At 73.0% G+C, this 21,982-nt stretch carries 4 protein-coding genes; 2 read left to right on the top strand and 2 right to left on the bottom strand.

Features of this window, described 5'->3' with window-relative positions:
* Together D7W81_RS25785 and D7W81_RS25780 are read right to left on the bottom strand one after the other, a co-directional pair.
* On the bottom strand, window positions 1-17,867 hold a 17,867-nt coding region (locus tag D7W81_RS25785), incomplete at its 3' end, for a non-ribosomal peptide synthase/polyketide synthase (protein WP_120558051.1).
* A 10-nt stretch (window positions 17,868-17,877) separates the two neighbouring features.
* Entirely contained in the window at window positions 17,878-19,686 is a 1,809-nt protein-coding gene (locus D7W81_RS25780; protein WP_120558050.1) for a fatty acyl-AMP ligase, read from the bottom strand.
* A 180-nt stretch (window positions 19,687-19,866) separates the two neighbouring features.
* Here D7W81_RS25780 and D7W81_RS25775 point away from each other — a divergent pair, with 180 nt between their 5' ends.
* Window positions 19,867-20,775, top strand: a complete 909-nt coding sequence (locus D7W81_RS25775; protein WP_120558049.1) for a cupin-like domain-containing protein — start codon at window positions 19,867-19,869, stop codon at window positions 20,773-20,775.
* A gap of 16 nt (window positions 20,776-20,791) precedes the next feature.
* Window positions 20,792-21,982, top strand: a 1,191-nt coding sequence (locus D7W81_RS25770) for an MFS transporter (RefSeq protein WP_120558048.1), incomplete at its 3' end; no start/stop codon positions are given.

The following is a 21,982-nucleotide window of genomic DNA, read 5'->3' as shown; positions in this document are numbered from 1 at the left end:
TGCTTCCAGTAGTCCAGCTGGGCGTCGAGGACGGGCCCCTGCAACCACTGGCGCTGCCATTGGGCGTAGTCGGCGTACTGCACGGGCAGCGGGGGCAGGGCCGGGGGCTGGCCGGAGACGTGCGCGGTGTAGAGGGCGCCCAACTCACGCACGAGCACGCCCATGGACCAGCCGTCGGTGACGATGTGGTGGAGCACCAGCAGGAGCACCGCGTCGTCCGGCCCCAGGCGCACCAGCAGCGCGCGCACCAGCGGGCCGTGGCGCAAGTCGAAGGGGCGCTGGGCTTCCTGGCGCGCAAGGCGCAGCGCTTCGGCTTCGCGGGCTTCTTGAGGCAAGGCCTCCACGCTGAGCGTGGCCAGGGGCAGCGGGCCCGCGGGGAGCACCTGCTGAAGGGGACCGTCCTCGCCCGGCGCGAACACGGTGCGCAGGGCTTCGTGCCGGTGCACCAGTCCCTCCAACGCCAGACGCAGCGCTTCTTCCTTCAGCGCCCCACTCAGTCGCACCAGGGTCGGCAGGTGGTAGCGGGCCGCCTCCGGGTTCATCTGGTGTTCGAGCCAGAGTCGCGCCTGCGCGAAGGACGCGGGCTGGGGGACTTCACGAGACACGGCCAGGATGGGCGGCGGCTCCCGGTGATCTCCCCTCGCGGCCTCCACGAGGAGCGCCAGCCCCGCGACGGTGGGGGCTTCGAAGAACGCGCGCAGGGGCAGCTCGATGCCGAGCGCCGAGCGCAGCTCGGAGACCACCTGGGTGGCCAGCAGCGAGTGACCTCCGAGCGTGAAGAAGTCCTCGTGCACGCCCACGCGCTTGCGCCCCAACAGCCGAGCGAAGCTGCTGGCGATGACCTCCTCCACCTGCCCGCGAGGGCCCGAGTCCTCCACGGACGCTTCTTCCGTGTCCCAGACCGGCGCAGGCAACGCGCGCGGGTCGAGCTTCCCGCTCGACAGGCGGGGGAGTTGCTCCCTGGCGACGAAGGCCGCGGGGATCATGTAGCCCGGCAGCCGTCCCCGGAGGAACGTGCGCAGCGCCGCGGCGTCGGGCGGTGCCTCGTGGCTGGCGAGGTAGGCCACCAGTCGCTTCTCGCCGGGCGTCAGCGTGTGCAGCACCACCGCCGCGTCGACGACGCCGGGCACCTGGCGCAGCGCTGCTTCGATTTCTCCCAGCTCGATGCGGAAGCCGCGCAGCTTCACCTGGTGATCCATCCGGCCCAGGAACTCGATGGCGCCGTCAGCCCGGTAGCGCGCGAGGTCTCCCGTCCGGTACAGCCGGGCTCCCGGCTCCAGCGCGAACGGATCCGGAACGAAGCGCTCCGCCGTGAGGTCCGGCCGTCCCAGATAGCCTCGCGCGAGCCCGGGGCCTCCGACGTACAGCTCCCCCGCGACCCCCACCGGGACCGGCTCCCTCCGGGCATCCAGCAGGAACACCCGCAGGTTCGCCACCGGGTGCCCGATGGGAACGACCCGACGCTCATCTTCCGGCCCGCAGGTCCAGGAGGTGGTGTCGATGGTCGCTTCGGTGGGGCCGTAGAAGTTGTGCAGCTGCGTGTCGCCGAGCTTCTCGAAGAACCGCTCCCGCAGGTCGCTGCTCAGGGCCTCGCCCCCGCACTGGAGGTGGCGCAGCGTGGGACGGCACGCTTCGATGCCGGGCGCTTCCAGCAGCACCCGCAGCATGGACGGCACGAAGCCCGCGGTGGTGATGCGCTGCCCCGTGAGCAGCTTCACCAGGTAGGCCGGATCGCGGTGCTCCCCGGGACGGGCCAGCACCAGCCGGGCCCCGCTCACCAGCGGCGCGAAGACCTCCCAGACCGAGGCATCGAAGGTCAGCGCCGCGGACTGCAACACGGCATCTCCCGGCGCGAGCGGGTGGCGCTGGCGCTCCCAGTGCAACCGGTTGGCGATGGCCCCATGGGAGATCATCACGCCCTTGGGGACGCCCGTGGAGCCAGACGTGTAGAGCAGGTACGCGAGGTGCCGTGACTCCACGGCGCTCGCGGGCGGCACACCGGGCTCCGAAGCGAGCTCCGCTCCGTCTGGCCCCAGGTGCAGCACCCGGGCCCCCACGTCACGCGCCGTCGCGGCCGTGGCCGGATGGGTGAGGACGAGCGGGATGGAGGCATTGGCGATCAACGTCGCCAGTCGCTCCCTCGGATGGGTCGGGTCGAGCGGAACGAAGGCACCCCCGGCCTTGAGCGTCCCGAGGATCGCGACGACGACCTCCAGGGAGCGCTCCATGCAGAGGCCGACCGGCACGTCCGGGCCGATGCCCAGCGCCACCAGCCGGTGCGCGAGCTGGTTGGCGCGCCACTCCAGCGCCGCGTAACTCAGCGTCGTGTCCTCGAAGACGAGCGCGGTGGCGTCGGGCGTCCGCGCGGCCTGCTCCTCGAACAGCGTGTGCAGGCAGACGCCTTCTCGCAGCGAGGCGCGCGGCTGGTTCCACTCGACCAGCATCGTGTGGCGCTCCTCCGCCGCGAGGAGCGGGAGCGCGGAAACGGGCACGTCCGGCGTTGCCACGACGGCTTCGAGCAGCCTTCCCAGATGGCCCGCCATCCGGGCCACCGTCCGCGCCTCGAAGAGGTCACTGTCGTACTCGAGCTCTCCCGACAGTCCGTCCGGGCCCTGGGCGAGCGACAGCGTCAGGTCGAAGGCCGAGCCGCGGGCCTCCACTTCGAACGCGCGCAGCTCCAGCCCCGGCAGCACGAGCGGACGCGAGCGAGTGTCCTGGTAGGCGAACATCACCTGGAACAAGGGGGGCCGGCTCGGATCCCTCGCGGGTTGGAGCGCCTCCACGACCTTCTCGAAGGGGACCTCCTGGTGCGCGTACGCCTCCAGCGCCGTCTTCCGGACGCGGCCCAGCAGCTCCCGGAAGGAGGGATCGCCCGTCAGGTCGGCCCGGAGGACGAGCGTGTTGACGAACATGCCGATGAGCGGCTCCAGCTCCTCCCTGGAGCGGCCCGCCACCGGGGTCCCCACGAGCAGCGTCTCCTGGCCGGAGTAGCGGGCCAGCAGCGTCTCGAACGCCGCGAGCAGCACCATGAACAGGGTGCTGTCCTCGCGCAGGGCGAGCGCGTTCAGTGCGCCCGTCAGGGACGCCGGGAAGGCGACGGCGTGCACGGTGCCGTGACCGTTGCGCACCGGGGGCCGGGGATGGTCGGTGGGAAGCTCCAGGACGGTGGGGGCGCCTTCCAACTGGCGCACCCACCAGGACAGCGGGACCTCCAGCCGCGGACCGTGCTCCTGCTCCCGCTGCCACGCCGCATAGTCTCCGTACTGGAGGGGAAGCTCGGGCAGCGGCGAGGGCGCACCGGAGCGGAAGGCCTCGTAGAGCCTGCCCACCTCGTGGAGCAACACGCCCAGGGACGCGCCATCCGACACGCTGTGGTGCATGGGCAGCAACAGGACGTGGTCGTCCGCCGTCAGGCGCAGCAGCGTCGCGCGCACCAGCGGGCCCTGCTCCAGGTCGAACGGGCGCAGGTGCTCGGCGAACGCGCGCTCCCGTGCCCCGGCTTCGCGCGCTGACGGCGTGAGGTGGCCCAGATCGACGACGGGCAGCGACAGCCGGCTTGGAGGCGAGATGACCTGGACGGGCCCCGCTTCGGTCCGCACGAACGTCGTGCGCAGCGCTTCGTGCCGCCGCACGACTTCATTGAGGCTCCGCTCCAGCGCGGTCACGTCGAGCGTCCCCGTCAGCCGGACCGCCGCGCGGAGGGTGTACGTGGAGGAGGTGGGCTCCAACTGGTGCAGGAACCACAGCCGCTCCTGGGCGAAGGACAGCGGTGGCGGCACGGCTCCGTTCCGTCGCGGGATGGGTGTTGAATCGCGCCCATCCCCGGACAACGGCGTGCCGGCCAGCCGCCGGGCCAGGGCCGCCACCGTGGAGGACTCGAAGAGGGCCGCCAGCGGCACGTCGCGCTGGAAGACCTGGCGCACGCGTGCGATCAGCCGGAGCGCGAGCAGCGAGTGGCCACCCAGCTCGAAGAAGCTGTCCTCGACGCCCACCCGCTCCAGGCCCAGGACGTCCGCCCAGAGCGCCGCCAGCGAGGCTTCCAGTGGGTCACGGGGCGCGACCTGGGGCGTGCTCCGCTCCAGGCCTCCACCTTCCAGGCGCGGAAGGGCCCGGCGGTCCACCTTGCCGTTGGGCGTGAGCGGCAGCTCCGCGAGCACTCCGAAGGCCGTGGGGCACATGAACTCCGGGAGGCGTGCCCGCAGGAAGTCGTGGAGCGCCTTGGGCTCCGGCGGCCGGTCCCCCCGCCACGACACGTAGCCGGTGAGGCGCTTGTCTCCCGGACGGTCCTCGCGCACCACGACGGCGGCTTCGCGCACGTCCGGATGCTGGCGCAGGAGGGCTTCAATCTCTCCGGGCTCGATGCGGTAGCCCCGCACCTTGACCTGGTGGTCGACGCGGCCCAGGAACTCCAGCCGGCCCCCCTCGGTCCAGCGCACGAGGTCGCCGGTGCGATACAGCCGCGCGCCCGGCTCCGAGGAGAACGGATCCGGAACGAAGCGCTCCGCCGTCAGCTCCGGCCGGCCCTGGTAGCCGCGCGCGAGCCCCGCTCCGCCGAGGAACAACTCTCCCGCGACGCCCACGGGAACAGGGGCGCCGTCCGGGGCGAGGACCCGCACCCGCGTCCCCGCGATGGGCCTCCCGATGGGCAACGAGGCCCGCGCGTCCTCCGTGCGCGAGACCGCGTGCGTGGTGGCGAAGGTCGTCACCTCCGTGGGGCCATAGCCGTTGATGACCTGGCAGTCCGGATGCAACGCCAGCACGCGCTGGACATGGGAGGCCGACAGCACGTCGCCGCCCGCGAGGAGCTGGCGCACCCCGCGCAGCACCTCCGGCGCATGCTCCACCACCTGATGGAACAGGCCCGCGGTGAGCCACAGGGTGGTGACGCCTTCCCCGGTGATGACCCGGCCCAGCGCCTCCAGGGAGAGGGCTCCGGGGGGAGCCAGCACCAGCCGCCCTCCCGTCAGCAGCGGTCCCCACAGCTCGAACGTCGACGCGTCGAAGGCCAGGGGCGCGAAGTGGAGCACCCGCTCCCGTGGCCCCAGCCGGACGTAGTCCACCTGGTGCACCAGCCGCACGATGGCCGCGTGGGACACCTGCACGCCCTTGGGCTGGCCGGTGCTGCCCGACGTGTACAGCACGTAGGCCAGGTGCTCATCGGAGAGGAGCACCTCCGGAGGGGTCGCGGGGTGCCGGGTCCACGCGGCTTCCTCCGCGTCCAGCAACACGCGTTGCCCGGGGCCTGGGGGAAGCGCGCCGGCCAGCCTCGCCCGCGTCACCACGACCCGCGGCTGACAGTCCTCCAGCATGAAGGCGAGGCGCTCGCGGGGGTATTCCGGATCGAGCGGCACGTAGGCGCCCCCGGCCTTCAGGATGCCCAGCAGCGCCACCACCAGCTCGAATGAGCGCTCGATGCACACCCCCACCTTGACGTCGGGGCCGACACCGAGCCCGCGCAGGTGGTGCGCCAGCCGGTTCGCGCGGGCCTCCAGTGCGCCATAGGTCAGGGGCTCCCCATCGCGCACGACGGCCACCGCGTCCGGCGTGGCCGCGACCCGCGCCGCGAACAGGGAAGGAAGGTGGGCGCCGCCGTGGAAGGTCGCCGGGCCCTCGCTCCAATCGACGAGCAGGCGATGACGCTCCTGTTCGGACAGGAGCGTCACGCCGCCCACGCGTCCTTCCGGGACGGCGAGCAGGGTGGAGAGGACCGTCCCCAGGTGCTCCGCGAGCCGCGCCACCGTGGCGTCGTCCAGGTGGCGGGCGTCGTACAGGAAGCGGAAGGCGAGGTCCGGGCCGGGCACGGCCACCACCGTCAGCGGGTAGCCCGTGCGCTCGAGGGTGTGGACGTCGCTGATCCGAAGGCCGAGCGCCGGATCCTCCAGCGCGTGCTCCAGGGGATAGTTCTCGTACACGAGCAGTGTGTCGAACAGCGCCTGGCCGCGCGGCAGTGCGCTCCAGCCCTGGATGCGCGCCAGCGGGGCATGCTCGTGCTGGCGGGCTTCGGACTGCTGCTGCTGGAGTGCCCTGAGCCACGCGTCCACCGGCGCGTGTTCGTCCACCGTCACGGGCACCGGCAGCGTGTTGATGAACAGGCCGACCATCGTGTCGGCGCCGGGGAGCTCCGCGGGACGGGCCGCGGTGGTGGCGCCGAAGAGGACCTGCCGCTCACCGCTGTAGCGGGCCAGCAGCAGGGCCCAGGCCCCCTGGACCAGCGTGTTGAGCGTGAGGTGGTGACGTCGCGCCAGGGCCTGGAGCTGCCGGGTCACCCCGGCCGGAAGCCGGGTCTGGTGCTCCCGAGGGGAGGAGGCCGTACCGGGGGCTTCCGGACCCGAGCGGGGCAGGGCGGTGGGCGCGGTGAAGGGCGCCAGGGTCCGGCGCCAGAAGGCCTCCGGCGCCGCGAGGTCCTGGCGTCGCAACCAGTCCAGATAGGCGCGGTAGGGCCGGGACGGCGGGCGCGGCGGGGGCTCACCCTTGAGGAGCGCCGCCTGGGCCATCGCCACCTCGTGGACCACGCGCGCGGCGGACCAGCCATCGAGCAGCAGGTGGTGGTAGCTCCAGACCAGCGTCCACCTCCGCGCCCCGGTCTGGAGCAGGGCCACCCGCATCAGGGGCGCGCTGTCGAGCGTGAACCCCCGGGCCTGATCCGCTTCGAGGTACGACGCGAGCCGCGAAGCCTGCTCGGGGGCGGGCAGGGTGCTCCAGTCGAGGTGTTCGACGGGGACGGTGGCCTCCCGGTGGATCACCTGGACGGGGTGCTCCACGGCCTCCCAGTGGAAGGACGTGCGCAGCACGGCGTGGCGCTGGACCACGTGCTGCCAGGCCCGCGCGAACGCGTCCGCGTCCAGCGCACCCTCCACCGTGCAGTGGAGCTGCTGGAAGTACGCCCCTTGCTCCGGAGCGTTCACCGCATGGAAGAGCATGCCCTCCTGGAGCGGCGTGAGCGCGAAGGCGTCCTCCGCCGTGGGGATGCGGGCCCGCAGCCACTCCTGGATCGCCGGAGCGAGGCTGGAGAACGCGGCCGGTTCCTCCGGAGCGGTGGAGGACTCCGGCGCGGGCGCGCCGTCGATGACCTGGGCCAGGGCGGCCACGGTCTGGTGTTCGAAGAGCTGGCGGACGGTGAGCGGCAGCCCGGCCTGGTTCGCCCGGGCGATGACCAGCACTCCCTGGATGGAGTCGCCTCCCAGCTCGAAGAAGTTCGCGGTGACGTCCAGGTGCTCCAGGTGGAGGACTTCGGCCCAGAGCCGGGCGAGCCGTTGCTCGGTGGGCGTGCGGGGCGCGACGAAGCCCGCGGCGGGCTGGAGCGGTCCCGGGGCTGGCAGCGCCTTGCGGTCGACCTTGCCGTTGGGGGTCAGCGGCAGCGCGTCCAGGACCACGAAGGCCGTGGGGATCATGTACTCCGGCAGCAGGGCGCGGAGGTGATCCCGGAAGCCGGCGGGCGTGGGCGGCTCACCGTTCGGGGTGACGTAGGCCACCAGCCGCTTCTCTCCGGCGACGTCCTCGCGCACGACGACGACCGCCGCGCGCACGGCTTCGTGGCGCGTGAGCGCGGCCTCGATGTCACCCGGTTCGATCCGGTGCCCGCGCACCTTCACCTGCTGGTCCCGCCGGCCCAGATAATCGACGGTTCCGTCCGCCCTCCACCGGGCCAGGTCGCCGGTGCGGTAGAGCCGCGCGCCCGGTGCGTCGCTGAAGGGATCCGGCGTGAAGACACCGGCCGTCAGGTCAGGCCGGTCCAGGTAGCCCCGCGCGAGCCCGGCGCCGCCGATGTACAGCTCCCCCGGGACGCCCACCGGGACGGGCTGGAGCGCTGCGTCCAGCACGTAGAACGTGGTGTTGGCGATGGGCCTCCCGATGGGGATGTCCACGCCCGTGTCCTCCACGCGGTGGACGGAGGACCAGATGGTCGTCTCGGTGGGACCGTAGAGGTTCCAGACGCCGGCCGTCGCCGCTCGCAGCGTGGCCGCGAGGTCGCGCGGCAGGGCCTCGCCTCCGCACAGCACGCGCAGGTCGGGCTTCCCGCTCCAGCCACTCGCGAGCAGCAGCCGCCACGTCGCGGGGGTGGCCTGCATGACGGTGGCGCCGTGGCGGAGCAGCGCGTCCGCGAGCCGCGTGCCGTCCACCGCCACCTCGCGCGACACCAGCACCAGCCGCGCGCCGGCCAGCAGCGGCAGGTAGAGCTCCAGGCCCGCGATGTCGAACGAGAGAGTGGTGACCGCGAGCAGCACGTCCCCGGCACCCATGCCGGGCTCGTGCAGCATGGCGTCCAGGAAGTTGCTCAAGCCCCCGTGCGTCACCTGCACGCCCTTGGGGCGTCCCGTGGAGCCGGAGGTGTACAGCACGTACGCGGGATGCTCGGGCGAAAGCTCCACCCGGGGCGGTGTGGCGGGCAGCGTCCGCAGCAGGTCCGTGGCGGCATCCAGGCAGACCACGGCCGCGTCACCGGCATCCACGGCGCCGCGCAGGGCCGTGTGCGTGAGGAGGACCGTCGGCCGTGCGTCCTCCACCATCTGGGCCAGGCGCGAGGCCGGGAAGGCCGCGTCCAGGGGCACGTAGGCCCCTCCCGCCTTGAGCACGCCCAGCAGCGCCACGACGAGCTCCACCGAGCGGTCCAGGCAGAGGCCCACGCGGACCTCGGGCCCGACGCCCAGCGACCGCAGGTGGTGCGCGAGCTGGTTGGAGCCGCGCTCCAGCGCCGAATACGTGAGCGTGGCCTCCGGGGTGATCACCGCCAGGCCGTCCGGGGTCCGCGCGGCCTGGGCGGAGATCCGCTCGTGCACGCACCCTGCGGAGGACTCCCTCCTCGTGGCGTTCCACTCGCGCAGCACCTGGTGGCGCTCCGCCTCGGGGAGCAGCGGCAGCAGGCCGATGCGTGCGTCGGGGGTGCGCGTGGCCCCTTCGAGCAGCACTTCCAGGTGGCGCACCATGCGCCCGGCGGTCGGCGCGTCGAACAGGTCCGTGTCGTATTCCAGGCTGCCGTGCAGCCCCTGGGGGCCCTCCTCGAGCGTCAGCGTCAGGTCGTAGCGCGCGGTGCCGGGCTCCACCTCCACCGGTGTCAGGCGCAGGCCCGGCAGCGCCTGCTCCGGCATTGGCGTGCTCTGCAACGCGAAGAGGACCTGGAAGAGGGGCGCGTGGCTCAGGCCGCGGGGAACGCGCAGCTCCTCCACCAGCTTCTCGAAAGGGACGGCCTGATGCGCGTAGGCGCCCAGCGTCACCTCGCGGACGCGCGCGAGCAGCCCCCGGAAGGAAGGCTCCCCGGACAGGTCCGTGCGCAGCGCGAGGACGTTGGCGAAGAAGCCGATCAGCTCCTCCACCTCCACGGGGTCGCGGTTCGCGACGGGGGAGCCGACCACCACGTCAAGGGCGCCCGAGTAGCGGTGCAGCAGGGTCTGGAACCCCGCGAGCAGCGTCATGAAGAGGGTGGTCCCGGTGTCGCGGCCCAGCTCCACCAGGGCCCGCGTCGTCGCGAGTGACAGGTGGACCGGCTGGCGCGCGCCCCGGTAGCGCTGCACGGCGGGACGGGCGCGGGCCATGGGGAGGTCCAGCACCCGGGGCGCCCCTGTGAGCCGCTCACGCCACCAGCCCAGCACCGCCGCGAGCGCGTCCCCGTCCAGCCACCGCCGCTGCCACGCGGCGAAGTCCGAGAACTGGAGGCGGAGCTCGGGGAGGGGGGACGGGCCGCCGGCGCTGAACGCGGGGTAGAGCGCCATGAGCTCGCGCACCAGCACGGCCATGGACCCTCCGTCCGCGACGATGTGGTGCATCACCAGCAGCAGCAGGTGCCGCGTGTCCTCCAGCCGCAGCAGGTGGGCCCGCAGCAGGGGACCCTCGGCCAGGTCGAAGGGCCGCCGCGACTCCGTGGTGGCGAAGCGCAGGGCCTCCGCTTCGCGCGCTTCGGGCGCGAGCGCGCGCAGGTCCACTCGCTCCACGGTGAGCGGCGACTCCAGGACGTGCAGGGCCGGGTGTCCCTCCCGCTGGGGGAACGTGGTCCGCAGCACCTGGTGCCGGCGGACCACCTCGCGCAAGCTCCGCACCAGCGCTTCGGCGTCCAGCGCGCCCTCCAGCCGGACGAGGGCGGGCAGGTTGTAGAACGGGTTGTCCGGCTCCAGCTGGGCCAGGAACCACATCCGCTGCTGGGAGAAGGACAGGCGTCCGGCGTCCGCGCCGGCCGCGGGCATTAGCGGCGGTGCCTGGGGAACCACCGGGGTGCTGGCGAGCGCCGCCGAGACACGGGCCGCCAGCCGCTCCACGGTCGTCGCCTCGAAGAGGTCGCGCACCGCGAGTTCCACGGAGAAGGCCGCGCGCAGGCGGGAGATGATCCGGGTGGCGAGCAGCGAATGGCCGCCGAGCGCGAAGAAGTCGTCCGAAGGGCCCACGCGTTCGTGGCCCAGCACGTCCGCCCACGTCCCGGCGATCCGCGCTTCCACCGCCGTGAGCGGGCGCTGGGGCGCCGTGTCCGACGCGGGGATGCCCCGGGCTGGAGCGGGCAGCGCCTTGCGATCCAGCTTCCCGTTGGGGGTGAGCGGCAGGGCCGGGAGGATGACGAAGGCCGACGGCACCATGTACTCCGGCAGCAGCGCCCCCAGCTCTCCCCGGGCCGCCCCTTCGTCCCACGCGGGGGCCGGATGCGGCACCACGTACGCGACGAGGCGCTTGTCGCCCGGGACGTCCTCGCGGGCCAGCACCACGCACTCCTGCACCGCGGGCTGCCGCGCGAGCAGCGCCTGCACCTCGCCCGGTTCGATGCGGAAGCCGCGGATCTTCACCTGATGATCCAACCGGCCCAGGAACTCGATGGCTCCGTCCGGATGGAAGCGGGCCAGGTCCCCCGTGCGGTACATGCGCGCGCCGGGCGTGGCCGCATGGAGGTCGGGGATGAAGCGCTCCGCCGTCAGGTCCGGCCGCCGCAGGTAGCCGCGCCCCACCGGCGTGCCGGCGATGAACAGCTCGCCCGCGACGCCCACGGGGACCGGCTGCAGCTCACCGTCGAGCAGGTAGATGCCGGCGTTGGAGATGGGCCGCCCGATGGGCACCGCGAGCCGGGAGTCGCCCCGCTGGCACTCCCATGCCGTGACGTCCACGGCCGCCTCGGTGGGGCCGTACAGGTTGTGCAGGGCGCAGGTGGTCCACCGCGCGAAGAAGCGGGACTGGAGCTCGGCGGGCAGGGCTTCGCCGCTGCACAGGACGCGGGTGAGCGCCGTGCATGCCTCCAGGCCCGGTGCCTCCAGGAAGGCGCCCAGCATCGAGGGCACGAAGTGCATCGTGGTGATGCGCTCGCGCGCCACCAGCGAGGCCAGATAGCCGGCGTCGCGGTGTCCCCCGGGCCGCGCCACCACCAGCCGCGCGCCCGTCATGAGCGGCCAGAAGAACTCCCAGACCGACACGTCGAACCCGAAGGGCGTCTTCTGGACGACGGCATCCGAGGGGCCCAGCCCGTAGGCCCGCTGCATCCACACCAGCCGGTTGACGATGGCGCCGTGGGTGTTCATCGCGCCCTTGGGGCGCCCCGTGGAGCCGGACGTGAAGATGACGTAGGCCAGATGGTCGGGGGTCACCCCGGTCTCCGGGGCGTGGGTGGGTTCCCGCGCGAGCGCCGCTGCTTCCGTGTCCAGGCACAGCACCGCCGCCGCGCCCACGGGCAGCGTCTTCGCATGGTGCGAATGCGTGAGGACCACCGGGGCCCGGGCATCCTCCAGCATCCACCCGAGTCGCTCGGCGGGGTACTCGGGGTCCAGCGGCACGTAGGCGCCGCCCGCCTTGAGCACGCCCAGCAGCGCCACTACCAGCTCCAGCGAGCGCTCCAGGCACACCCCGACCCGGACCTCGGGGCCCACGCCCATCCGGCGCAGCCGGTGCGCGAGCTGGTGCGCCCGCGCCTCCAACTGTGCGTAGGTGAGCGCCGCCTCCTCGAACGTGACGGCCACGGCGTCCGGCGAGCGCGCCGCCTGCCGTGCGATCAGCTCATGCAGGCAGATGTCCTGGGGGAGCTCCACGCGCGTGTCGTTCCACTCGCGCAGGAGCTGGTGGCGCTCGGGGGCCGTGAGGAGCGGTGCGCGCGCCAGGGTGACGCCGGGTTCGGCGCACAGCCCCTCCAGCAGCGTGCGGTAGTGGTCCATCCACCGGCTCACGGTGTCGGGCCTGAAGAGGTCGGGGTCGTACTCGCACTCGAACCGCAGCCCCTCCGGCAGCTCGGTCACCACGAAGCGCAGGTCGAGCGCGGAGGACCGGTTGTGGACCAGCTCGAACCGCGTGCGCAGCCCGGTGCCGGCGAAGCACTCGTCGCCGGGGAGGTTGAAGGCATGGAAGAGCAGCGCCACGTTGTAGAGGGGCGACGGGCCGCCGGTGCGCTGGGGCCGGGCCGCTTCGACGATGGCGGCGAAGGGACAGTCCTGGTGCGTGGAGGCCTCCAGCACGGACACCTTCACCCGCTCCAGCAGCGAGCGCGCCGTGTCGTCGCCGGACAGCCGCGTGCGCAGGGGCAGGAAGTTGATGAAGTTGCCCACCAGCGGTTCCAGCTCCGACCGGCCCCGGTTCGCCACGACGGTCCCGACGACCAGGTCCGTCTGGCCCGTCCAGCGGTACAGCAGCACGTCCAGCGCCGCCTTGAGGACCATGAAGGGCGTGGCGCCCTCCTGCCAGGCCCGCTCGCGCACCCCTGCCGCGAGCGCCGCGGGCAGCGTCTCCGAGTACAGGGCCCCGCGGAAGCCGCGCCGAGACGGCCGGGGCAGGTCCGTGGGCAGGTCCACGGATGGGGGCGCTCCCGCGAGCGTCTCGCGCCAGTACGCCAGGGAGTCCGAGAGCGCCTCGCGCGTGAGGCGCGCCCGCTCCCAGACGGCGAAGTCCGCGTAGCGCACCGGGAGCGCGTCCAGGGCCGCGGCCTCGCTGTCGCCCCCCGCGCGATACAGCGCTCCCAGCTCGCGCATGAGCAGTGCGCCGGACCAGCCATCCACCACCAGGTGGTGCAGCACGAGCAGCAGCACCTGGCGGTCCTCCGCCAGGGGAAGGAGGCAGGCGCGCAGGACGGAGCGGTCCAGGTCGAAGCGCCGTCCCACCTCCCGGGCCAGCACCTGCTCCGCTTCCGTGGCGCGCGCCTCGGGGGTGGAGCCGCGCAGCGCCACGACGGGCAGGCGGAAGCCGGTGGCCGGTTGGATGACCTGATACGCGTGGCCCTCCCGCGCGTGGAAGGTCGTGCGAAGGACTTCATGCCGGCGCAGCAGGGCGGCGAGGCTCGCCTCCAGCCGGGGGACGTCCAGCGGCCCGTCGAAGTGCACCGCGTAGGGCACGTTGTAGAAGGCCTGCTCGGGCTCCAGCTGGGTGTTGATCCAGATGAGCTCCTGGGCGTGCGACAGCGGCGCCTCTCCCAGCGCCTCGCTCCCGCGCGGAATCCCCGCGGCGACGGCGGCGGGGGCCTCCTGCACGGCGTGGTCGGCGTTCCAGCGCGCGAGCACCCGGCCCGCGAGGTCCGTGACGCCCTCCGCGAGGAAGATCTCCGCGAGGGGCAGCTTCAGGGACCAGGTCCGCTCGATGCGGTTCTTCAGCTCGAGCCCCATCAGCGAGTCGAGCCCCAGCCGGTTGAGCGGCTTGCCCAGCTCCACGCGCGCCGGAGGCAGGCGCAGCACGGCCGCGACCTGTCCCGTGACGCCCTGGGCGAGCAGCTCCGCGCGCTCGCCGGGAGTGGCCGCGTTCTGGAGCGCCACGAGTGGGGGCACGCCCACGGGGAGCACGGTCTCCCGCGCCGCCGTCCAGGACTCGGGCTCAACGTCCGGCACGTCCGCGAGCGTCCGCCGGGCGGGGCCGTCCGGAAGCGCCGCGACGACGACGTGTTGCTCCAGCACCTCCGCGGGCGAGCCCGGAGGCGGGAAGGCCTGGACGTCCACGAAGCCCTGGCCGCGCAGCAGCTCCGTCCAGCGGGCGGCGGGCAGCAGCGGTTGGTCCTCGCGCCACGCGTCCTCGTGCCGGGACCACCCTTCGATGAGGCCGAAGGAGATGTCGAACCACGGCTGCGGGTGCGTCACCTCCCAGAGGATGAGCACGCCCCCTGGCGCGAGCAGCGACCGGACGTGCTCCAGGGTCTCCCGCAGGTCGCGCGTGGCGTGCAGCACGTTGGAGGCCACGATGAGCTGAAAGCCGCCGGGGGCGAACCCCTGCGTCCGGGGTTCCCGCTCGATGTCGAGCACGCCGTAGCGCACGAACGGATGCGCGGCGAAGCGCTCGGCGGCCCGGGCGAAGAAGAACTCCGACACGTCCGTGAACCAGTACGTCACGCCCAGGTCGGACAGGGCGGGCAGCAGCGTGGCGGACGTGCCGCCCGTGCCCGCGCCAATCTCCAGGATCTGCACGGGGCCCGGCAGGACGCGCGGCACGGACTCGACAACGGACCGGACGATGGCGTTGTAGTACCGGGCGATGGCGGACGTCTGGTACAGCCCCTCGGCCGTGGCCAGGGAGCCGCCCGGGAACATCAGCTCCAGCGGATCCACCGCTCCGCGCAGGACGCCGGGCAGCTGCTCGCCGCAGCGCTGGAGGTAGTCCACGAGGAAGCCGAGGCCCGCGCAGTGCGTGCGCGCCTCCTCCACGAGCGTGGCAACGGAGGGCTCGGGTAGCGCCGTACGGGCGACGAACGCGTCACCGTGCGCCTCCAGCAGCCCCGCGTCCACCAGGCGGCGCAGCCACCGCGACATCAGCTTGCGATAGCGCGGCGCCACGCCGTGCGCGGCCTCCAGCCCTTCGAGCGTGAGGTGCTCGCCGGGCTGACCGAAGGCCCCCAGCTCGCGCAGGGCCGCCACGATGAAGCCCTGCGTGAGGGCGTCCAGTCGCCGGCGGGTGTCCGGCTGCGCATGGAGCGCCAGGTCCAGCGGGGCCTGGGCCGCCTGACGCTGGCCTGCCTCCAGCGCCACCTCCGCTGGCGAGCGCCGCGCGGTCCGCGTGCGGGAGGGCGCTTGCGCCGGCAACCAGTATCGCTCCCGCCGCCAGGGGTGGTTCGGCAGCGGGATGGGCGGAGTCTGGGGATGCACCCGCTCCCACCGGGGGGCGCCTCCGCGCACGTAGAACGCGCCCAGGGCGCCGAGCAACACCGTGCGCGCGTCCTCGTCGCGGCGCAGGGACGGCAGCACCGCGATGTCGCCGCCCCGCTGCGCGATGCTCTCCGCCAGTGGCATCGCGAGGATGGGGTGGGGGCTCACCTCGATGAAGGTGTCGTAGCCCTGGGCCAGCAGGTCGGCCACGGCTTCCGCGAAGCGCACCGGCTGCCGCAGGTTCCACCACCAGTAGTGCGCATCCAGGTACGGCTCGCCCTCGCGCTCCACCGTGGAGAAGAGCTTCAGCGTGGGCGTGCGAGGCTCCACCGCATCGAGCGCCTCCAGCAGCTCCGCGCGCAGCGGCTCCACCTGGGGGCTGTGCGAGGCGACGTCGACCTTCACTTCGCGGCAGAAGACGTGCTCGCGCTCCAGCTTCGTGCGCAGCTCCCGGAGCGTGTCCGGCGCCCCGGAGAGGACGGTGGACCGGGGGCCATTGCTCACCCCCACGGAGACGCGATCCTCCATTCCGGCGATGAGCGCGGTGGCCTGCTCCTCGGACAGCTCCACCGCGAGCATGGCGCCCTGGCCCCTCAGGCGCAGGAGCAGCTGGCTGCGCACGCAGATGATCCGCGCCGCGTCCTCCAGCGACAGGCCCCCGGCCACGTACGTCGCGGCCACCTCTCCCATGCTGTGGCCCACGACGGCGTCCGGCTCCACGCCCCAGGAGCGCCACAGCGCGGCGAGCGCGACCTCCACCGCGAACAGCACTGGCTGGAGGACGTCGATCTCCTGGAGCCGGGAGGCCGCGGGGCCCCCCGTCAGCACCTCCACGAGCGACCAGTCGACGTGGGCCTGGAGCGCGGTCTCGCACCGCTCCACGGCCTCGCGGAACACGGGCTCGGACGCGAGCAGCTCCCGTCCCATGCCGGCCCACTGCGAACCCTGCCCCGGAAAGACGAACACCACCCGGGGGCGGCTCGCGCGACGGGGCCCCGAGAAGAGACCCGTCCGGGGCTCGCCCCGGGCGAAGGACTCCAGCAGCCCCGCGGCCTCCGCGTTCCCCCGGGCGACGAGCGCCAGCCGGTGGTCATGCTGGCCGCGGCGCCGTGCGGCGGTGGAGGCGACGTCCGAGAGCGCGGGCGCCTCAGGGGTTCGCGTCAGCAGCTCGCGGTAGTCCCGCGCCAGGAGCTCCAGCGCGGCGGCGTCCCGGGCGGACATGGTGAGCAGCCGCGCTCCGTCCGTGGCGTGCCGGTGCTCCGGCGACGTCCCCTCGGAGGCCGGCACGGACGGTGGCGCGTCCAGCACGACGTGCGCGTTGGTGCCGCCAAAGCCAAACGAGCTGACGCCCGCGAGGAGGGGCGCGTCCGCGCGCGGCCACGGGGTGGCCTCCGTCTGCACCGACAGGGCGAGTCGTTCGAAGGGGATGAGGGGGTTGGGCGTCTGGAAGTGCAGGCTGGGCGGCAGCTGACGGTGCTTGAGCGACAGGACGACCTTGATGAGCCCGGCGATGCCGGCGGCGGCCTCCAGGTGCCCGATGTTCGTCTTGACGCTGCCGACGCGGCAGGGCCGTGCGGGATCGCGGCCCACGGAGGCCACGCCCCCGAGCGCCTCCAATTCGATGGTGTCTCCCAGGGACGTGCCGGTGCCATGCGCTTCGACGTATTGGACCGCGCCGGGCGTGGTGCCCGCGCTCCGGTGGGCCTCGCGCAGCACGGCCTCCTGGGCCTGGCGGTTGGGCGCGGTCAGGCCGTTGCTCCGGCCGTCCTGGGTGACGGCGCTGCCCCGGATGACGGCGTGGATGGCATCGCCATTCGCCACCGCCTGGGACAGCCGCTTGAGCACGACGACGCCCGCGCCCTCGCCCCGCACGTAGCCGTTCGCCCCGGCGTCGAACGCCTTGCAGCGCCCGTCCGGGGCCATGAAGCCGGCCTTGGTGAAGTTCACCGTCACGGCGGGAGACAGCAGCAGGTTCACGCCGCCGACGACCGCCAGCGTGGACTCGCCGCGCAGCAGGCTCTGGCAGGCCAGGTGGACGGCCACCAGCGACGACGAGCAGGCGGTGTCCACCGCGAGGCTCGGGCCGCGCAGGTCGAACTGGTAGGAGATGCGATTGGCCGCGATGCTCAGCGCGCTGCCCGTGCCCACGTACGCATCGCCCAGCAGCGGGTCATCCAGCTGCATGCGCCCGTAGTCGCTGTTCGAGATGCCGATGAAGACCCCCGTGCGCGTGCCCGCGAGCCGCTCCACCGGCAGCCCGGCGTCCTCCAATGCCTCCCACACCACCTCCAGCAGCAGCCGCTGCTGCGGATCCAACCGGATGGCCTCGCGCGGCGAGATGCCGAAGAACCCGGGGTCGAAGTGGTCGACGTCCCGGAGGAAGCCACCCCAGCGCGTGCTCATCCGGCCCGGGCGGGTGGGGTCCGGATCATAGAACTCGCCCAGGTCCCAGCGCTCGGCGGGCACCTCGGTGATGGCGTCCGTCCCGTTCACCAGCAGCTTCCAGAAGGCCTCCGGGGAGTCCGCGCCGGGAAGCCGGCAGCCCAGGCCAATCACCGCGATGGGCTCCGAATCACTCACGGCCTGGGGCGCGGCTTCGGGCGGGGCCACCGCGGCGCCGGCCAGGAACGCGGCCAGCGCCAGCGGGGTGGGGTGCTCCCAGAGCACCGTGGGGGACAGCGGACGTCCGAGCCAGCGGGCCAGGTCGCCCGACAGGATGACCGCCTCCGCTGAACCCAGGCCGTAGCCGGCGAATGCTTCCCGCAGGTCGATCTGCTCCGGGGGGAGCCCCAGTCTTTCGGCGAGCCGCGCCGTCAACCAGGCCTGGATGTCCTGCGCCGTGAGTACCGGTGTCATGGGATGGGGCTCAGTCGTGGCCAGGGGACTGGCGTTCGGGGCCGGCCTGGAGCGTGCTCAGGCTTCCGGAGAGGAAGCCCTGGCGACACGCCCGCCGTTGCAGCTTGCCGCTGGAGGTCTTGGGCAGGGTCCCCGGGCGCAGCAGCAGCACCTGGTGGACCTGGACTTCATGGGCGTCCGCGACGGCCTTGCGCACCGCCCGCACGATGTCGTCCAGCCGCTCCTCCGCGTCCGGGGTCGTGGAGGCCCGGACACCCGGCGCGTGCCGGTCCAGCTCCGCCGCGACGAACAGCCGCTCCTCTCCGTCCACGTCCACCGGGAACGCCGCGCACGCCCCCTGACGCACGGAAGGATGGCTGCGCTCGACGGTCTCCTCGATGTCCTGGGGATAGTGATTGCGCCCGTGGAGGATGATGAGGTCCTTGAGCCGCCCGGTGACGAACACGGTCCGGTCCCGGAGGAAGCCCAGGTCTCCGGTGCGCAGGAGGGGCCCTGCCTCCGGCTCCCCATCGAGCCGCGCCTGGAACGCGTGGGAGGTCTCCTCGGGCTCGTTCCAGTAGCCCTGCGCGACGCTGGGGCCGCGCACCCAGAGCTCTCCCACCCGCTCCGGGCCACAGGGGCGCCGGGTCTCCGGATCCACGGCGACGACGGTGAGGCCGGCCGGGGGCGTGCCGCATCCCACGAGCCAGCGTGAGCCGTCCCCCGCCTCCGTGGCGTCGATGACCTCGTGGCGCTCCAGCGCCGCGGCCTGCACGCGGGCGTACACCGGCCCGGTGGCGGACTGTCCGCCGCTGACCTTGAGCGTCGCCTCGGCCAGTCCGTAGCAGGGGTAGAGGGCGCCGCGGCGGAACCCGGCGACCGCGAACGCATCGGCGAAGCGCTCCAGGGTGTCCCGCCGCACGGGCTCCGCGCCGTTGTAGGCGACGCGCCAGCTGGACAGGTCCAGCGTCGCGCGCTGCTCGGGCGGGATGCGGCTGACGCAGAGGTCGTAGGCGAAGTTGGGGCCGCCGCTGTGGGTGGCGCGGTAGCGCGACAGGGCCTGGAGCCACCGCAGCGGGTGTTGCAGGAAGGCCAGCGGGGCCATGCCGTGGCTCACGAAGCCGCCGTAGAGCGGCTGCAGGATGCCGTCGATGAGCCCCATGTCGTGGAAGGCGGGCAGCCACGTCACCGCGACGCTGTCCTCGGTGTGTCCGAAGCCCGCGTGGATGGCCTCCAGGTTGTGCAGCAGGTTGCGGTGGCTCACCCTCACGCCCTTGGGCGCGGAGGTGGAGCCGGAGGTGTACTGGAGGAAGGCGAGCGATTCGCCGGAGACCGCGGGCGGCACCCAGGCCGACTCCGCCCCGGCGGGCAGCGCGTCCGTGGCGCACCAGCGCGACACCGGGAGCTCGGGCGCGCGCGGGCGCAGGAACTGTTCGATCTCCCGCGACGTCAGCACCACCGACGGCCGGGCGCTCGCCGCGATGGACAGCAGGCGCGGCAGCGTCCGCTTCAGGTTGCCACGGCCGGGCGTGTACGCCGGCACGGCGATGAGGCCCGCGTACAGACACCCCATGAACGCGGCGATGAAGTCCAACCCCGGAGGCTGGAGCAGCAGCGCGCGCTCCCCCACGGCGCTGCCCTGTTGCAGCACCGCGGCGATGGCCCGTGCCCGTTGATCCAACTGCCCGAACGTCAGCGAGGCGTCTTCACGCTCTCCGTCCCGGAGGAAGGTGTGGACGACGCGGTCCGGCTGGCTCGCGGCCCGCAGGCGCCCGAGTTCAATCAGTGTCGCGGGAAATTCGCCGGTGAAGTGCGGAGGACGGACGCGAGTGGTTTCCATGGACGGACGTTCGAGACGTTCTGGGAGGAATTCAGTCCGGGGCGTGGGAGGCATTTGGAGTCGCCGCCTGGAATCCGGTCAATATGTCATATCGCGTTGTGTCCAGGTAAGGGGGCTTTCCCAGGAGAGGAATGGTGATAGTTTCCACCCGCGAATCCGCCCTCGCGAGGACGACCGTCCGTGCAGTTTCCACAGATTGAACGCCGAGCAGGCCTGAGCGACCACGCCTTCATCCGGGACCACCTCCGCCAGCGCAGGCCGGTGGTCGTCACGGACGCGATGCGTGATTGGGCAGCCCTGGGGAAGTGGACGCCCGGCTACCTGAAGGGGTTGCTGGGGGACATGACCGTGTGCCTGCAGGGGGGCGGCTTCCAGGAGACGCGCAGGATGCGTTTCGCGGACTACGTCGACCTGCTGCCACGCTTTGAGTCCGGCGACGTGCCCGCGGGCCAGGAGGTGCCCTACCTGCGCTGGTCGGACGAGGACGGCGGGTTCACGGACGCGCTGTTCCGGTGCGTCCGGGAGGACTGGGCGCGGCCCTCCTTCCTTCCCGCGCGCTTCTACCTGCACCCGCACGTGCTGCACTCGGATCCCACGACGCTGCGCCACCCGGCGTCCGGCATCTACGTCTCCCCGAAGGGGGCGGTGACGAAGCTGCACGCGGACTCCGGGCTGACGAACGCCGTGCTGTGCCAGGTGCATGGCCGCAAGCAGTGCTTCCTCATCTCCCCGGATCAGGCGCCCCTCTTCCCGGACCTGAAGTCCCGCACGCCGGAGCCGTGGGACTCGCCGCGCCTGCGGGAGGCCTACGCGGGCGCCCGCGTGGTGGAGACCGTCCTCGAACCGGGCGACATCCTGTTCATCCCGGGCTGCTGGCTGCATGAGGTGTACACGCTGAGCGCCAGCGTCTCGCTCACCTACAACTTCGCCCACGTCACGGAGGCGGCCCGGTACATGCCCTTCGCGGTGCACTACGTCGCGTCGGAAGCGGCGCGGCAGCTCTCCCCGCCCGTGCTGCGGCGGCCCGTGCTGCGGCTGCTGGATGGGTACGCGCGGCTCGGGCGGAGGCTGAACCTCGAGGGCTTCTGACGCGCGGAAGGGAGCGGTGCTCCCGACCTTCGCGCGGCCCGCCACCGCCATGCAGGGACCGATGACGCCATCCGGAGCCGCCGACAGCCTGGAGGGCGGCGTACGCGTCTGGTCACGGCCCTTCCTGCAGTTCTGGCTGGGCCAGACGGTGACGCAGGCGGGGTCCGCCCTGACGCGCTTCTCCCTGGGCGTCTGGGTCTTCCAGCGGACCGGGTCGGCCTCCCAGTTCGGCCTCATCGTGCTGTTCGGCTCGCTGCCGGCGGTGCTCGTCATGCCCTTCACGGGCGCGCTGGTGGACCGGATGGACCGCCGCCGGGCGCTCATCCTCAGTGACGTGGGCGCCACGCTCTGCACCCTGGCGCTCGCGGCGCTGCTGCTCGTAGGGCGGCTGGACACCTGGCACATCTGGCTCATCGTCGCGGCCAACTCGCTGTGCGGTTCGCTGGGACAGCCGGCGCACTTCGCGCTCGTCACGCAGCTCGTCGCCCGTCGGGAGGCGGCGCGCGCGGATGGGATGTTGCAGATCAGCGACGCCATCTCCGGGCTGGCGGCCCCCATCGTGGCCGGGGTGCTGGTGTCGACGGTGGGGTTGGCGGGCGTGGTGGTCATCGACCTGGTGACCGCGCTGTTCGGGCTGTCCACGCTGGCCCGGCTGCGCGTCCCCCCGCGCCTCTTCGCGGGCGCGGAGGCGCCGCGCCAGGGCCTGCTGCGCGAGGCGGCGGAGGGCTGGGTGTACCTGCGTCAGCGGACCGGCCTGTTCGGCGTGCTGCTCGTCTGGGCCGCCATCAGCTTCATCGTGGAGCTGGTGACGCTGGCCGTCTCTCCGCTGGTGCTGTCGTTCGCGAGCCCCGTGGCGCTCGGCTCGACGCTCGCGGCCGGAGGCGCGGGCATCCTGACGGGCGCGCTGCTGATGAGCGCCTGGGGGGGGCCCCGGCGGCTGGTGGACGGCCTGCTGGGCGCGGCCTTCGTCGGGGGCGTCGCCATCAGCGCCATCGGTCTGTGGCGCTCGGTGCCGTGGATCGCGGGCGGCCTGTTCGTCAGTGGCCTGTGCCTGTCATGGCTCTCCACCTGCGTGCAGGCCCTCTGGGCGCGGTGTGTCGCGCCCGGGGTGCGGGGCCGCGTGTACTCCGTGCGGGCCGTCATCCAGGGGCTCTGCGTGCCGGCGTGCGCGCTGCTCGCGGGCCCCCTGTCGGAGGGCGTCCTGGAG

The sequence above is a fragment of the Corallococcus aberystwythensis genome (genome assembly GCF_003612165.1).
GTDB classification, from domain to species: Bacteria; Myxococcota; Myxococcia; order Myxococcales; family Myxococcaceae; genus Corallococcus; species Corallococcus aberystwythensis.
Note: the sequence above shows the minus strand (reverse complement) of the source record. Positions and strands in the feature narration are given on the sequence as shown.

Bases quoted from the DNA above. Each gene is read 5' to 3' on its own strand.
- D7W81_RS25780 (WP_120558050.1), bottom strand. From the start codon at position 19,686: ATGGAAACCACTCGCGTCCGTCCTCCGCACTTCACCGGCGAATTTCCC.